This is a genomic window from Nocardioides korecus, from assembly GCF_054778395.1.
Window position 1 is genome coordinate 49,752 of the sequence record NZ_BAAGZO010000012.1, and the last position, 14,507, is coordinate 64,258.

The 14,507-nt window shown below is 73.8% G+C and carries 11 protein-coding genes, 1 pseudogene and 1 riboswitch; of the genes and pseudogenes, 10 read left to right on the forward strand and 2 right to left on the reverse strand.

Translation table 11 applies throughout. The features are described 5' to 3' along the window. The first annotated feature begins 82 nt into the window (after positions 1-82). The 5 genes from ACYVDA_RS19340 to ACYVDA_RS19360 all read left to right on the forward strand — a co-directional run bounded on the left by ACYVDA_RS19340 (position 83) and on the right by ACYVDA_RS19360 (position 5,192). Positions 83-1,246, forward strand: a complete 1,164-nt coding sequence (locus ACYVDA_RS19340) for an aromatic ring-hydroxylating dioxygenase subunit alpha (protein WP_460820138.1) — start codon at positions 83-85, stop codon at positions 1,244-1,246. Next, the gene (locus tag ACYVDA_RS19345; protein ID WP_460820139.1) at positions 1,243-2,238 is read left to right on the forward strand and encodes a PDR/VanB family oxidoreductase; all 996 of its coding nucleotides are present in this window, start codon (positions 1,243-1,245) and stop codon (positions 2,236-2,238) included. The genes ACYVDA_RS19340 and ACYVDA_RS19345 overlap by 4 nt, the downstream gene beginning before the upstream one ends. A 68-nt stretch (positions 2,239-2,306) precedes the next feature. Further along, positions 2,307-3,338 carry a cobalamin B12-binding domain-containing protein gene (locus tag ACYVDA_RS19350; protein ID WP_460820140.1) on the forward strand — a complete coding sequence of 344 codons (1,032 nt, stop codon included), beginning with the start codon at positions 2,307-2,309 and terminating at the stop codon, positions 3,336-3,338. Then, complete coding sequence (locus tag ACYVDA_RS19355) at positions 3,328-4,107, forward strand: sensor histidine kinase (RefSeq protein WP_460820141.1); 780 nt, start codon at positions 3,328-3,330, stop codon at positions 4,105-4,107. The genes ACYVDA_RS19350 and ACYVDA_RS19355 overlap by 11 nt, the downstream gene beginning before the upstream one ends. Further along, positions 4,104-5,192, forward strand: coding sequence for an MBL fold metallo-hydrolase (locus ACYVDA_RS19360; protein ID WP_460820142.1), 1,089 nt, complete (start codon positions 4,104-4,106; stop codon positions 5,190-5,192). Before ACYVDA_RS19355 ends, ACYVDA_RS19360 begins: the two co-directional genes overlap by 4 nt. A gap of 187 nt (positions 5,193-5,379) precedes the next feature. Here the strand turns inward: ACYVDA_RS19360 and ACYVDA_RS19365 are convergent, their stop codons facing one another. Further along, a complete protein-coding gene (locus tag ACYVDA_RS19365) occupies positions 5,380-6,867 on the reverse strand; it encodes a hypothetical protein (RefSeq protein WP_460820143.1) in 1,488 nt (495 codons plus the stop codon). A gap of 162 nt (positions 6,868-7,029) precedes the next feature. Next, positions 7,030-7,148, forward strand: a riboswitch (TPP riboswitch). On the opposite strand from ACYVDA_RS19365, the gene ACYVDA_RS19370 reads away from it, so the two are divergent. The 4 genes from ACYVDA_RS19370 to ACYVDA_RS19385 all read left to right on the forward strand — a co-directional run bounded on the left by ACYVDA_RS19370 (position 7,149) and on the right by ACYVDA_RS19385 (position 12,082). After that, the gene (locus ACYVDA_RS19370) at positions 7,149-8,255 is read left to right on the forward strand and encodes a thiamine ABC transporter substrate-binding protein (protein ID WP_460820144.1); all 1,107 of its coding nucleotides are present in this window, start codon (positions 7,149-7,151) and stop codon (positions 8,253-8,255) included. 40 nt (positions 8,256-8,295) lie between these two features. After that, the gene (locus ACYVDA_RS19375; RefSeq protein ID WP_460820145.1) at positions 8,296-9,951 is read left to right on the forward strand and encodes an ABC transporter permease; all 1,656 of its coding nucleotides are present in this window, start codon (positions 8,296-8,298) and stop codon (positions 9,949-9,951) included. 80 nt (positions 9,952-10,031) lie between these two features. Continuing rightward, positions 10,032-11,021 (forward strand): ABC transporter ATP-binding protein, encoded by a 990-nt coding sequence (locus tag ACYVDA_RS19380; RefSeq protein ID WP_460820146.1) that lies wholly within the window; start codon positions 10,032-10,034, stop codon positions 11,019-11,021. A gap of 35 nt (positions 11,022-11,056) precedes the next feature. Then, positions 11,057-12,082, forward strand: coding sequence for a phosphatase PAP2 family protein (locus ACYVDA_RS19385; protein ID WP_460820147.1), 1,026 nt, complete (start codon positions 11,057-11,059; stop codon positions 12,080-12,082). On the opposite strand, the gene ACYVDA_RS19390 is transcribed toward ACYVDA_RS19385, so the two are convergent. Then, a complete protein-coding gene (locus tag ACYVDA_RS19390; protein WP_460820148.1) occupies positions 12,079-13,407 on the reverse strand; it encodes an amylo-alpha-1,6-glucosidase in 1,329 nt (442 codons plus the stop codon). The genes ACYVDA_RS19385 and ACYVDA_RS19390 overlap by 4 nt on opposite strands. A 275-nt stretch (positions 13,408-13,682) precedes the next feature. On the opposite strand from ACYVDA_RS19390, the pseudogene ACYVDA_RS19395 reads away from it, so the two are divergent. After that, positions 13,683-14,507, forward strand: a pseudogene (locus ACYVDA_RS19395) (hypothetical protein); the annotation flags it as partial.

Genomic DNA, 14,507 nt, shown 5'->3' on the forward strand with positions numbered 1-14,507 from the left:
CTTCCGTCCACCGGAAGGGCCGTGGTCGGCGTCACAGGTGGACGTCCAGGGTGGGTGCTCCCCGCACCCCAGGAGCACCGCGATGACGACCACCCCGCACCCCGCCGGCCTGACCCCTCCCGGCAGCGTGAGCGCCAAGATCTTCCCCCACCCGCTCAACGCCTGGTACGCCGCCGCCTGGGACCACGAGGTCACCACGAAGGCACCCCTGGCCCGCACGGTCGCCGACCGGCCGATGGCGCTCTACCGGACCGCCGACGGTCGCCCGGTGGCGCTGGCCGACGCCTGCTGGCACCGCCTCGCGCCGCTGTCGATGGGCACCCTGGTCGGCTCCGACGGGATCCAGTGCCCCTACCACGGGCTGCAGTACAACTCCGCCGGGCGCTGCACGAGGATGCCCGCCCAGGAGACGGTGAACCCGAGCGCGATGGTCGACTCCTACCCGGCCGTCCAGCGGCACCGCTACGTCTGGGTGTGGCCCGGCGACGTCACCCTGGCCGACCCCGACCTGATCCCCGACATGCACCAGATGGACGACCCCGGCTGGGCCGGCGACGGCGAGACCATCGAGGCGCCCTGCAACTACCAGCTCGTCCTGGACAACCTGATGGACCTCACCCACGAGGAGTTCGTGCACGGCGCCAGCCTGGGCCAGGCCGAGCTCAGCGGCTCGGAGTTCAGCACCCGGCTGGAGGAGGACGGCAGCGTCACCGTCGAGCGGTGGATGTTCGACGTCGAGCCGCCGCCGTTCTGGCGCAAGAACCTCGCCGACGTCTTCCCGGAGTACGCCGGCCCGGTCGACCGCTGGCAGGTCATCCACTACTACGCGCCGTCGACGATCTGCATCGACGTCGGGGTGGCCAAGGCCGGCACGGGGGCGCACGAGGGCGACCGGTCCCAGGGCGTCAACGGCTACGTGATGAACACGATCACCCCGCTCGACGAGCGCAGCTGCCACTACTTCTGGGCGTTCATGCGCAACTACCGCCTCGAGAGCCAGCTGATCACCACCCAGCTGCGCCAGGGCGTGCACGGGGTGTTCGGGGAGGACGAGGTCATGCTCGCCGCCCAGCAGCGCGCGATCGAGGCCAACCCCGGCCACGAGTTCTACAGCCTCTCCGTCGACGCCGGCGGCATGTGGGTCCGCCGGATCCTGGACCGGATGCTCGAGGCCGAGGGCCGCGCCGGCGCCGCCGCGGCGGGGTCGCGGGACGCCCGGCCCGTGCCGGTGGAGGGGCGGGCGTGAGCGAGACCCGCTGGGCGCCGGCCCGGGTGGTCGCGGTCGAGGACGTCACCCCCCGCGCGCGACGGATCACCCTGGAGCGGCCCGGGCTGCGGCGCGCGGTCGCCGGCGAGCACGTCGACCTCCGGGTGCCCTCGGCCCACGACCCCGGCCGCCTGCTCACCCGGTCCTACTCGGTGGTGGACTCCGAGGACGGGCGGCTGAGCATCACCGTGCTGCGGGTGCGCGAGTCGCGCGGCGGGTCGGCGTACCTCCACGGGGTGGGGGTGGGGGAGACCCTGGAGTGCAGCCAGCCGCTGCAGAACTTCCCGCTGCGCCTGGGGGCGGCACGCTACGTCCTGGTCGCCGGCGGCATCGGCGTCACCGCGCTGGTCGAGACGGCCCGGGTGCTGGCGGCGACCGGGCGCGAGCACGAGCTGCACCTGCTGGCCCGCACCCGCGACGACCTCGCGTACGTCGACCGGCTCACGGACCGGCACGGCGAGGACCTCGTCGTCCACGTCGAGGACGAGGGCAGCGGGCTGGACGTCGAGGCCCTGGTCGCCGGGGTGGCGGCCGACGCGGCCGTCGCCGCGACCGAGCTCTACGTGTGCGGCCCGATCCGGCTGATGGACGCCGTGCGCCGCGCCTGGGAGCGCCACGACCTCCCGGCCGCCAACCTGCGCTTCGAGACCTTCGGCAACAGCGGCTGGTTCGAGCCCGAGACGTTCGTGGTGCGCGTCCCCGACCTGGGCCTGGAGGTGCCCGTGGCCCCGGAGCAGTCGATGCTCGAGGCGCTGGTCGGTGCCGGTGCGCCGGTGATGTACGACTGCCTCAAGGGGGAGTGCGGGCTGTGCCGCCTGCGCGTGGTGGGGACCGACGGCGAGCTCGACCACCGCGACGTCTTCCTCAGCCGCGAGCAGCAGCAGGCGGGGACGGCGGTCTGCGCCTGCGTCTCCCGGGTGGCCTCCGGGGGCGGCGGTGCACCCGCCTCGCTCTCCCTGTCGCTGGGGTGAAGGGCGCTGACCTGCACGAATCTGGACGACCACGTGTCTATCAACGCTCAAGCACCTAGTGTGGACCCATGACTGTCTCCTGGGATGCCACCGCTCTCTCGGGTGTCCCCGTGGAGCCGCGGGTGCTCGCCGAGGACATAGCGGCCGATCTCGGGCTCGTCTCCGCCTCCGTCATCGAGGTCGTGCGCCTCAACCTCGAGGCGCTCGACAGCGCCATCTCCATGGACGCTCCCGAGCTGCTGGCCGACCAGCGCCGGTGGCAGGTCGTGCGTCTGCGGGGTGCCGGTGCCCCCTTCGGCCCCGACCAGGTCGACGCGGCCACGCGGGAGGCGCTCGCGCCCCACCTGGACGAGGCCGGTCGTGCGCAGGTGCAGGAGTACCAGCACGCCGCGTCGGTCCTCGGTGCCAGCGGCTCGATGCTCGACAACGTGGTGGAGCTCGAGGCGGGCGCGGCCCGCGACTACCTCACCGCCGCCCTGGCCGGTCGTCGCGACGACGCCATCCGGGTCGTCCGCGAGGCGATGATGGCCGACCTCGACGTCGCCGACATCATGCTCACGATCCTCCAGCCCGCCCAGCACGAGCTCGGGCGACTGTGGGAGAAGGGGCAGATCAGCATCGCCCACGAGCACTACACGACGGCGATCACCCAGCTCGCGCTCTCGCTGCTCTACCCCCGGCTCCTGCTCAACCGCACCCTGCTCGGTCGCAGTGCCGTGCTGACCACGGTCGGCTCGGAGGCCCACGAGGTCGGCATCCGGATGATCTCCGACCTGCTCGAGCAGGCCGGGTGGCGCACCTCCTACCTCGGTGCCGACGTGCCCACCCTCGACATCGTCGAGCGGGTCGCCCAGCACCGGGCCGACGTGCTCGCCGTCTCCGCGACCATGGCCAGCCACATCCGCGGCGTGCGCGAGCTCATCGCCGCCGTGCGCGCCGACCCCCGCTGCGCCGGCGTACGCGTCCTGGTGGGCGGGCGCCCCTTCACGATCAACCCCGAGATCGCCTCCCGCGTCGGTGCCGACGCCTGGGCGCCCGACGCCCAGGGGGCGCTCGAGCTGTGCCGAGGCTGGACGGAGGACAAGATCGGTGCCGGCTGACGAGGCAGGTCACGAGCTGCTCCTCCAGGAGCTCGGGCGGGTGAACAGTGAGCTGGCGGCCCAACGCCGGCTCAGTGCCATGACCGTCCACGACCTCGCCAACCCCGCTCAGGTCATCACCGGCCTGAGCGAGCTGCTGCTGGACTTCACCGGTCTCGAGCCGATGGTCCGTGCCCGCATCGAGCAGCTGCACCGCTCGGCCCAGACCATGACGGCGCTGATCGCCGACCTGAGCCAGGGCTACGAGCTCGACGACTACAGCCGCGTCGACCTCAAGCGCATCGACCTCGTCGCGCTGGTGACCTCCGTCGTCGAGCGCACCCGGGTGCTGGCGGCGTCGAAGGACATGGAGCTGGTGCTCATGGTCGACGAGCCCGAGCGCCGGGGCCGCTCCGGGTGCTGGGTCGACGGCGACCCGATCAAGCTCGAGCGGGCCCTGAGCAACCTGCTGGGCAACGCGATCAAGTTCTCCCCGCTCGGCTCGTCGGTCTCGGTCGCCCTCGACCGTGGCCTGAACCGGGCCACCATCGCGGTGCAGGACTCGGGCCCCGGGATCAGCGAGGAGGGCCTCGACCGGATCTTCGAGGTCTACCACCGCGAGCCCGGCACCGGGAACCAGCCCGGCCAGGGCCTCGGCCTCTTCATCACGCGGCAGATCGCGGAGAGCCACGGCGGCAGCGTCGTCGTGGAGTCCGAGCCCGGCCGCGGTGCGACCTTCCTGCTCCACGTGCCGCTCGCGGTCGACGTCGCGCTCGCGCGCCACGCTTGACCACCGCCGACCGGGGCCGAGCCGCGGAGCACGTCTCGACGGGCCGCGGCGCGTGGGCCGAGCCCGGGGCGCAGACCGTCGCGCCCGGCGTCCACCGGATCCCGCTGCCCCTGCCCATGGACGGGCTGCGGGCGGTCAACGTCTACGTCCTGGAGACCGACGAAGGGCTGGTGCTGGTCGACGGCGGCTGGGCCATCCCGGAGTCGCGCCAGGCACTGGTCTCGGGGCTGCGCGAGCTGGGCTTCGGGGTCCGCGACATCCGCCGCTTCCTGGTCACCCACATGCACCGCGACCACTACACCCAGGCCGTCGCGCTGGGCCGCGAGCTCGGGGCGCCGATCGCGCTGGGGGCCGGTGAGCGCCCGACCCTGGAGATGATGCACTCCGGGGCCCTGTGGGACGCCGGTCGCACCGAGCCCAACGTCGCCCGGCTGCGCGCCGCCGGCGCCGGTCACCTCGCCGAGCAGTGGCTCGCCGCGATGCCGCGTCGCCCCGAGGCGCTCGAGGACTACGCCGCGCCCGACACCTGGCTCGAGCGCGACACCGACGTCGACCTCGGCGCGCGCCGTCTCCGTGCGGTCTCCACCCCGGGCCACACCCAGGGCCACGTGGTCTTCGCCGACCTCGACGCGGGTCTGCTCCTCGCCGGCGACCACGTGCTCTCGACGATCACGCCCTCGATCGGCTTCGAGCCGGCCTGGGTGCGTCACCCGCTGCGCGACTACCTGTCCTCGCTGGCCAAGGTGCGGGCGCTGCCCGACCTGCGGCTGCTGCCCGCCCACGGCCCGGTGACCGAGTCCTCGCACGCCCGGATCGACGAGCTGGTCGAGCACCACGCCGTACGCCTCGGGGCCTCGCAGGACGCCGTCGACGCCGGCGCGCGCACCTCCTGGGAGGTCGCGGGCCTGCTGCCCTGGACCCGCCGCGAGCACCACCGCGACGCCCTCGGCCCCTTCGACGCCGCCCTGGCCGCCTTCGAGACCCTGGCCCACCTCGAGCTGCTGGCCCTCCAGGGCCGCCTGGCCCGCTCCGAGCCCACCCCCGGTGGTGCGGTGCGGTTCGCTCCGGTGGTGCAGCGGGGGTGACGTTTCCCCGGTTTACCGGGGAAACGTCACCTTCTCGGCCGAACGTTCAGCCGAGGAGGTCACCGATCGCCCGACAAGGTGGAGGGCGTACGCCGCCCGGTCGCCGCTCGTACGCCGCCCCCGACGCGCGAACTCCCCCGACGACCGGGCCGCAGCGGGGTCGTCGGGGGAGTGCACAGGGGTCGGGCTACTGGCCCCAGGTGACCGTGACCGGGTCCTTGGTCAGGTCGACGACGACCTTCCCGCTGCTGTACGTCGAGGAGCTGCACCGCCCGCTCGAGGCGTTGCAGTTGGCCTTCACCTCGAACTGCAGGCTCGGGTAGACGCTGGCCAGGGCCGGGTTGTCGTAGTCCAGACGCGGCTTGAGGTTGGCGAACGCGTCCTGGTTCTTCAGCCGCCACACGATCGAGCTCTTGTCGATCGAGTAGTTCTTGCTGTTGCCGGCCCGGTTGGGGCAGTTGGCGGGCGAGATCTCCTTCTTGCGCAGGCAGGCGTTGGCCGAGGCCTTCACCGCCTGGGTGAAGGTCTGGCTGCCGGTCTGGGTCAGCGTCGGCTCGAGGTCGAGGGTGGAGACGTAGTCGCTGCCGCCCTTGATGACGATCTTGCCGGTGTCGCCGTAGCTGACGTTGTCGTTGCCGGTCGTGAACTGGTAGGCGCCGGGGAAGAGGTAGACCTTGTCGCTGGTCACCTCCTTGCCGTTGATCATCATCGGCAGGGTGTTGGCGCGAAGCCGGCTCAGGTCGATGCCGTCGCCCATGTCCTTGAGCGCGTAGCCGTCGGCGGTCTTCTGCACGTAGTAGGTCTGCGTGATGCTCTCGTCGCCGACGCTGTAGCTGGCGTTGACGATGGTGGTGTAGTCGCTGGAGACCTTCGGCACGTTGATCTTGGTGATCGGGCCCAGCTTCTTCGACGCGGCGAGCACCTCGTCGGTCAGCAGGTCGTCGCTGGCCGGCTTGGTCGCCACCACCGAGAGCGCCTTCTTGGCGTCACCGGCGGCGACGGCCTGGAGGTAGGAGCGGACCGCGTCGTCCTGCGACCCGGTCTTGACCTCGCCGCTCGAGCCACCGGAGCCCGAGGCGGTCGTGTCCGAGTCGCCCCCGGAGGAGGCCACGGCCACGACCACGATGATGACCAGCACCAGGAACGCCGCGACCGCGGCCAGGATGATCCACAGCAGCTTCTTGCTGCCGCCGCCGCCGGGCCCGCCGGGCGGGGCGCCGTACGGGTTGGTCGAGGTGGGGTTGAACTGCGGTCCCGGGGGCGGGTACGCCGCACCGGGCTGACCGCCGGGGGCCGGGTAGCCCCCCGGGCCGCCGGGTCCGCCCGGGCCCGGGTAGCCCTGGCCGGGCTGCTGGCCCTGCCCTGGGTACCCCTGGCCCCCCTGACCGGGCTGGCCGGGCTGACCGGGCTGACCGGGCTGTCCGGGGTAGCCCGGACCGGGCTGGCCGCCAGGCCCGCCCTGCCCCGGGTAGCCGCCCTGTCCGGGGTACCCCTGTCCCGGCTGCCCGCCGGGTGCTCCCTGGCCGCCCTGACCCGGGTAGCCCTGGCCGGGCTGCTGGCCCTGCCCCGGGTACCCCGGACCCCCCTGACCTGCTTGGCCTGCCTGCTGGCCCCCCTGACCCGGCGGGTTCCCCTGGCCCCCGGGCGCGCCGGGGTAGTTGTCGTGATCGCTCATGAGCCCTGCTCCTCGAGATGGATGTCGAAGCGGGCGATGTCCCCCCCCGCCGCGGGCCATGATGCCCGAGTCGTGCCGTCGCGCCGGCGGATACGCGACGATGTGGCGGGGATCTGCCGTCCCTGCGTGCGTGGGCGCGCGCAGGCGTGGGCTAGGTTGGGCGGCGTCCGACAGGGGAGCGCCCGGGCCGCGAGGTCAGGGGCGCTGAGAGTGCGGGAACGCCGCAGACCCTTGAACCTGCTCCGGTTAGCACCGGCGAAGGAAGTCGAAGGAGATCGACCATGCCCCTGCACGCCTCCCCGCCCACCCGGCGCCGGGTCCGACCGCGGGGTGCCGTCTCCGTGCTCGCGGCCGCCGTCCTGGCCCTGACCGCGGCCGCCTGCGGCTCGACGTCCGGCTCGGGCGGCAGCTCGTCGGGCGAGGACCCGAAGACCCTCGTGGTCGCCACCCACGACAGCTGGGCGATGTCGAAGTCGGTGATGAAGGAGTTCACCGCGCAGACCGGCATCACGGTGAAGATCCAGCCGCAGGCCGACGCCGGCCAGCTCACCAGCAAGCTGGTCCTGACCAAGGACGACCCCATCGCCGACGGCGTCTACGGCGTGGACAACCTGTTCGCGCCCCGGGCGGTGAAGGCGGGGGTGTTCGCGGCGTACTCGACGACGAAGCTGCCCGCGGACGCCGAGAAGTACCGGCTGGAGGGGTCGGGGGCCGACCGGCTCACGCCCGTCGACTACAGCGACGTCTGCGTCAACGTCGACGACGCGTGGTTCGCCGCCAAGGGCCTGACCCCGCCGCGCAGCCTCGACGACCTCACCGAGGCGCGCTACAAGGGCCTGTTCGTGACGCCGGGGGCGACGACGTCCTCGCCGGGCCTGGCCTTCCTGGTCGCCACGATCGCGGCCAAGGGCGAGAGCGGCTGGAAGGACTACTGGTCCAAGCTGATGGCCAACGGCACCAAGATCGACGCCGGCTGGACCGAGGCCTACGAGAGCGACTTCACCGCCGGTGGCGGCAAGGGCTCGCGGCCCATCGTGACGTCGTACTCCTCCTCGCCGCCGTTCACGATCCCCCAGGGCGCCTCGAAGCCGACCACGAGCGCGTTGCTGGACACCTGCTACCGCCAGGTGGAGTACGCCGGGGTGCTCACCGGCTCCAAGAACCCCGCCGGGATGAGGAAGTTCATCGACTTCATGCTCGGCCGCGACTTCCAGAAGGCCCTGCCCGACAACATGTACGTCTACCCCGTCGTGCGCTCGGTGGGCCTGCCCGCCGACTGGGCGAAGTTCGCCGTCGTCTCGCCCAAGCCCTACCGGCTGCCCGCCGAGCAGGTCCGCAGCCACCTCGACGGCTGGCTGCGCGACTGGCGCGACGTCACGAGCCGGTGACCCCGGCGGGGTCGGGCGCGCGGAGCGGCGGGGTGACCGGGTGACCGGCCGGCTCGCCCGGGTCGCGCCCGTCCTGCTGGCCCTGGTCCCGCTCACCGCCCTGGGGCTGTTCTTCGTCTACCCGGTCGCCGGGATGGTCGCCCGCGGGGTCTGGCCCGAGGGTCGGCTCGACCTCGGCGGGGTCGTGGAGGTGCTGGGCCGTCCCCGCGTGCACCGGGTGCTGTGGTTCACGGTGTGGTCGGCGGCGGTGGCGACGCTGGTCGCGGTCCTGGCCGGGGTGCCGGTGGCGTTCTGCCTGCACCGGCTGCGCTTCCCGGGCCGCGACCTGCTCCGGGCCGTGGTCCTGGTCCCGTTCGTGCTGCCGACCGTGGTGGTCGGGGTCGCCTTCCGCCAGCTGATCCTGCCCGGCGGCCCGCTGGGGTCCCTGGACCTCGACGGCACCGCCACCGCGATCGTGGCGGCGCTGGTCTTCTTCAACGTCAGCGTCGTGGTGCGCACCGTGGGGGCGTTCTGGGAGGCGGCCGACCCGCGCGCCGAGCAGGCCGCGGCCGCCCTGGGGGCCACCCCGCTCCAGGTGCTGCGCACGGTGACCTGGCCGGCGCTGCGGCCCGGCATCGTCTCGGCGGCCAGCGTGGTCTTCCTGTTCTGCGCCACGGCCTTCGGGGTGGTCCTGACCATGGGCGGGTTGCGCTACGCCAACGTCGAGACCGAGATCTACCTGCTCACCACCCAGGAGCTCGACCTGACCGGGGCGGCCGCCCTCTCGCTGCTCCAGCTGGTCGTGGTCGTGGCGCTGCTCGCGCTGGCCGCGCGCACCCGGCGTACGCCGACGGCCGTGGTGCGCACCCGGCGGGCCCAGCCGCGGCCCTCGTGGCGGCACCTCCCGGTGCTCGTGGTCGGGGCCGTCGTGGTCGTCTTCCTCGCCGCGCCCGTGGTCTCCCTGGTGGTCGCCTCCCTTCGCCTGGACGGTGGACAGGGAGGAGGCGGTGCAGGCGGGGGCTGGGGGCTGGACAACTACCGCGCCCTCGAGGGCACCGGGAGCCGCTCGGCGCTGCTCGTGCCGGCGACCCACGCGCTGCTGAACTCCCTCGAGGTCGCGGCCGTCGCGGGCCTGCTGGCGGTGTCGCTGGGGGCGCTGGTCGCGTTCCTGGTCTCCCGGCCCCGCGGTGGCCGGTCGGCCGGCCTGGTCGACGGCCTGTTCATGCTGCCGCTGGGGGTCTCGGCGGTGACGGTGGGCTTCGGGTTCCTGATCACGCTGGACCACCCGCCCATCGACCTGCGCAGCTCCTCGCTGCTGGTGCCGGTGGCGCAGGCGATGGTCGCGCTGCCCCTGGTGGTGCGCACGGTCGCGCCGGTGCTGCGCTCGGTCGACGACCGCCAGCGCCAGGTGGCCGCCTCGCTGGGGGCCGGTCCGCTGCGCGTGCTGGCCACCGTCGACCTGGTCGCCGCCTGGCGCCCGCTCCTGGCCGCGGCCGGCTTCGCGTTCGCGGTCTCGCTGGGGGAGTTCGGCGCCACCAGCTTCCTGGCCCGCGACGACGACCCGACCCTGCCCGTCGTGATCTACCGCCTGATCGGTCACCCGGGGGCGGCCAACTTCGGGATGGCGATGGCGGCCTCGGTCGTGCTGGCGGCCGCGACCTCGGTGGTGGTGCTCGGCGTCGAGCGGCTGCGCGTCGGGTCGGTGGGGGTCCTGTGAGCGGCCCACGCCCTGGTGCTGGTGCTGGTGCTGGCGCTGGTGCCGGTGCCGGTGCCGGGCTGGAGGTCCAGGACCTGACGGTGCGCTTCGGCTCCGCGGGGTCCCCGGCGGTCGACGCGGTCGACCTCGTCGTGCCCACGGGCTCGGTGGTCGCGGTGCTCGGCCCGTCGGGGTGCGGCAAGACCACCCTGATGCGCGCCGTCGCCGGGCTCGAGCGGTCGGCCCGGGGACGGGTAAGCATGGACGGCGAGGACCTCCGCGGGGTGCCGGTCCACCGGCGCGGGTTCGCGCTGATGTTCCAGGACGGCCAGCTCTTCGAGCACCTCGACGTGGCGGCCAACGTCGCCTACCCCCTGCGCCTGCGGCGTACCCCCCGGGCGCAGCGCCGGACCCGCGTCGGCGAGCTGCTGGAGCTCGTCGGCCTGGAGGGGTACGCCGACCGCTCGCCCGCCACGCTGTCCGGGGGCGAGCGCCAGCGGGTCGCCCTGGCCCGGGCGCTGGCCGTCGCGCCGCGGCTCCTGCTCCTCGACGAGCCGCTCAGCGCCCTGGACCGGGGTCTGCGCGAGCGGCTGGCCCGCGACCTGCACGACATCCTCCACGCCGCGGGCACCACCGCGATGATGGTCACCCACGACCACGAGGAGGCCTTCGCCGTGGCCGACCGGATGGCGGTGATGCGCGAGGGGCGCCTGGTCCAGCAGGGCGCCCTCGACGAGGTGTGGGGCCGCCCCGTGGACGCCTGGACCGCGGAGTTCCTCGGCTACGCCGTCGTCCTGTCCGGCGAGCGGGCCCGGCTGCTGCGCGACGCGGCCAGCCCGGGGGCCGCCTGGGGCACGGTCGCCCTGCGCCGCTCCGCCCTGCGCGTGAGCGACGACGGTCCGCTGCGGGCGACGGTCACCGAGGTCCGACCGACCCCGGACCAGGTGCGGCTCCAGCTCGACGTGGAGGGCGCCGGCTCGCTGCCCGGCGTGGCCGGGCCCCGCAGCGGGGTGACCGTCGGGAGCCACGTCCGTGTGGCGCTGGACACGACGCGGCTCGCCGAGGTGGGGGGAGTGGGAGCCCCCCTCTAGGATGACCTCTTGTGAGGAGGCGGGCGTACGCAGCGATGGTGACCATCGCTCTCACGATGGGCCTCCTCGCCTTCGTCACCGGTCGCGCGCTGGGCTACCCGCTCCGCGACCCCGACGGCTTCCTCGGTCCCGCCTGGGTGCGGCTGCCGATGCTGTGCGTCGTGGCGTTCATCGCCGACATCGTGCCCCGCACGCTGTGGCGCTCCCGCTTCCGGCCCGCGCGCTTCGTGCCCGAGGGGCGGCTGCTGATCCGCGAGCACTGGACCCGCGAGCGCATCGTGCTGGTCGTGCTGGGTCTGACCAGCTTCTACCTGACCTACGTCAGCTACCGGAACCTGAAGAACTTCCTGCCCTTCATCCGCGGCGACAAGACGCGGCAGGGTGACTACGAGCTGCACAAGTTCGACCACTTCCTGCTCTTCGGGCACGACCCGGCGGTGCTGCTGCACGGCCTGCTCGGCACCACGGTCTCGGCCCACGTGCTGTCGTGGGTCTACCTGATCTTCCTGCCGATGGTGCCGATCTCGGTGACGGTGTGGCTGGTCTGGTCGCGCAACGTGAGCTTCGGCTACTGGTTCGTCACCGCCCAGTGCATCGCCTGGACGCTCGGCACCGCGAGCTACTACGCGATCCCGACGATGGGTCCCAACTTCGCGTTCCTCTGGCTCTACCGCGACCTGGACAACACCGGGGTGACCCAGCTCCAGGAATCCCTGTGGAACGGGCGCTACAACGTGCTCACCGGGCTGTCCACGGGTGTGCAGTCGATCGCCGGCTTCGCGTCCCTGCACGTCGCGATCACCCTGACGATGGCCCTGATCGGGCAGTACACCGTGCGTCACCGGATCATCAAGATCGTCCTGTGGGTCTACATGGGCATCACGGTGCTCTCCACGACGTACTTCGGCTGGCACTACATCGCCGACGACATCGCGGGCGCGCTGATCGCGTTCGTGGCCTTCTACCTCGGCGGGATCGCCTCGGGGCAGAAGTTCGACGAGCACGGGCGCCACTCCCACCCGACGACCACGACCAGCAAGGTCCCGATCGACGCCGGCTAGGACGGCGAGCGGCCGTCCCAGTCGTGGTCGAACGCGATCGCGGCCCCCACGGTCCAGGCCTGCACGCGGTTGGCCACCGGGATCGGTTCGAGGTCGCCACCGGGCGTGACGGCGTACAGCTCGGGGAAGCGGCCCAGCTCCGCCAGCGCCCGTCGTACGCCGGCCCGCAGCCGCTCGGCCTCCTCCGTGCGTCCCGCCGCCCGCAGCCCGCCCCAGACGATCCAGCAGTCGAAGGGCCACACCCCGCCGCGGTGGTAGCCCCGGGTCAGGAACGCCGGGTGCGTCGCGGCCAGCGTGCGCGCGCCGAGGTCGGTCAGCACGTCGGGACGGCACAGCCGCTCGGCCACCGCGGCCGTCGCCTCGGGCCCCAGGGCATCGGCCCACAGCAGCCAGCCCAGGTGCGAGCCGGCCCCGGGGACCGGCACGTCCCCGGCCTCCAGCGCCACCACCTCGGGCCCGTACGCCGCCCCCACCCGGTCCCGCAGCCGGCCGGCCAGCGCGCGCCAGTGCTCGCCGCGCGCCGGGTCGAGCCGCACCAGCGCGTCGAGGGCGGCGACCGCGACGGCCTGGGAGTCGGCGTCGGCCAACGGGGCCGCGGGCGTGGTGCCGTCGGCCCGCACGATGCCGCCGCCGTGGGGGTCCGCGGCCGGGTCGAGGGCGTCGCGCCAGCCCTGCTGGGCCAGGCCGCCGGGGAACCGCCGGGGGCCGCACCGGACCAGGCCGTCGCCCGCGGCCAGGGCGCCCTCCAGCCACCCCGCCGCCGCCGCGACCGCCGGGCCGAGCTCGGCCCGCAAAGCGGAGTCCGGGCCGGCCCCGGGATCCTCGCCGGAGCCCGACGGCCTCGCCGGAACCCGGTCGTCCAGCACCCGGTCGGCCAGCACCAGGAACCACGACGTCGCGTCGGAGGTGCCGAAGTAGCGCAGGGCGCCGTCGCGGACCGGCCAGCCCAGGTCGACCAGCCAGTCGGGCGCGACGGGCCGGTCCTCGTGCAGGACCCGGCCGGGCTCCTCCTCGGTCTCGGGGTCGTGGACCCGGCCCTGCCGGGCCGCCAGGGCGCGGAGCGTGGCGACCGCGACGTCGCGGCGGTGGGGGAGCACCTGGAGCGCGGTGATCAGGGAGTCGCGCCCGAACAGCGCGTGGAAGCGGCCCGGGTCTCCCGGCTCGACCGCGTCCGACGAGGCGTGGACCCAGCCCTCGGGAGAGAGCAGGCCCGCCAGGACGGCGGTGGCGCCTGACTCGTCGGTGTCGTCGGTGTGGTCGGTGTTGTCGGGGCCGTCGGGGCCCTGGTGAGCGGGGTCCGGGGAGCGGTGCGGGGGTGTCGGCACGGGCGTCATTCTGGCCCAGGACTTGAATGACAACGGTGTAGTTGTCAAGGCGACACGCAGGTTACAGACTTGTAGTTAAGTGAAAGGTGTTTCCAAAGTGACCTGTGGGACCTAGCGTCTCGAGGGTCTCGTGCCGAGGGAAGCGGCACGAGACCCCAGACGCCCGACGAAAAGGACCCCCCGTGCGCCTTGAGCGACGTCAAGACCCCCGAGCCTTGGAGCGCTCGCGCCCGGGTGGACGCGCCGGTCGTCGAGCCCCCGCCGGAGTCGCCGGCGTGGTGCTGGCGGTCGGTCTCGCCGGAGCCCTCCCGCTCACGCTGGTCCCGAGCGCCTCGGCCGACCCCACCCCCGCACCGGGCGGAGCCGGCTCCTCGATGCCCTCGCAGGCGCAGGTCGACCGCGCCGGGCAGGCCGTCACCGCCAAGCAGCGCGGCGTGACCGCCATCCAGGCCGCCCTGACGGCCGCGTCGAGCCGCCTGGACGCCGCCGCGAGCGCGGCGGAGCAGGCCGCGGAGGCCTACAACGGCGCCATGTGGCGGCTCTCGCAGGCCCGCTCGGCCTCGGCGGCGGCCACGGCGAAGGCCGCCCGGGCCGCGCGCCACGTCGCCCGCCAGCGGGCCGGCATCGTCACCCTGGTCACCCAGAGCTACCAGGACGGCACCGAGCTCGGCACCGCGACCGCCCTGATGAGCAAGGAGGGCCCGCGCGGGCTGATGAACCGCTACGGCGTCGTGCAGAGCGCAGGGGAGTCCATGGACGCGCGGTACGCCGAGTTCCGCACCGCCTCCCGCCAGGCCCGCCGCGCCGCCGCCGACGCCCGAGCCGCCCAGGACCGTCAGACCGCGCTGGCGGCGTCGGCCCAGCAGCTCTCCGCCGGGGCCGCCCAGGCCGCCAGCGCCGCCGGTGCCGTGGCCCGCCAGATCGCCGGCGAGCAGCAGCAGCTCGTCCGCGAGCTCGCGGCCGCCCAGCACGTCTCGGTCGCCCTGGCCACCCGACGCCAGACCGCTCTCGCCGAGATCGCCCGTCGGCGCGCCGCCGCGGCTGCGGCGGCCAAGGCCGCGGAGCAGGCGCGCCTCGCCCGCGTCGCGGAGATCGCCCGG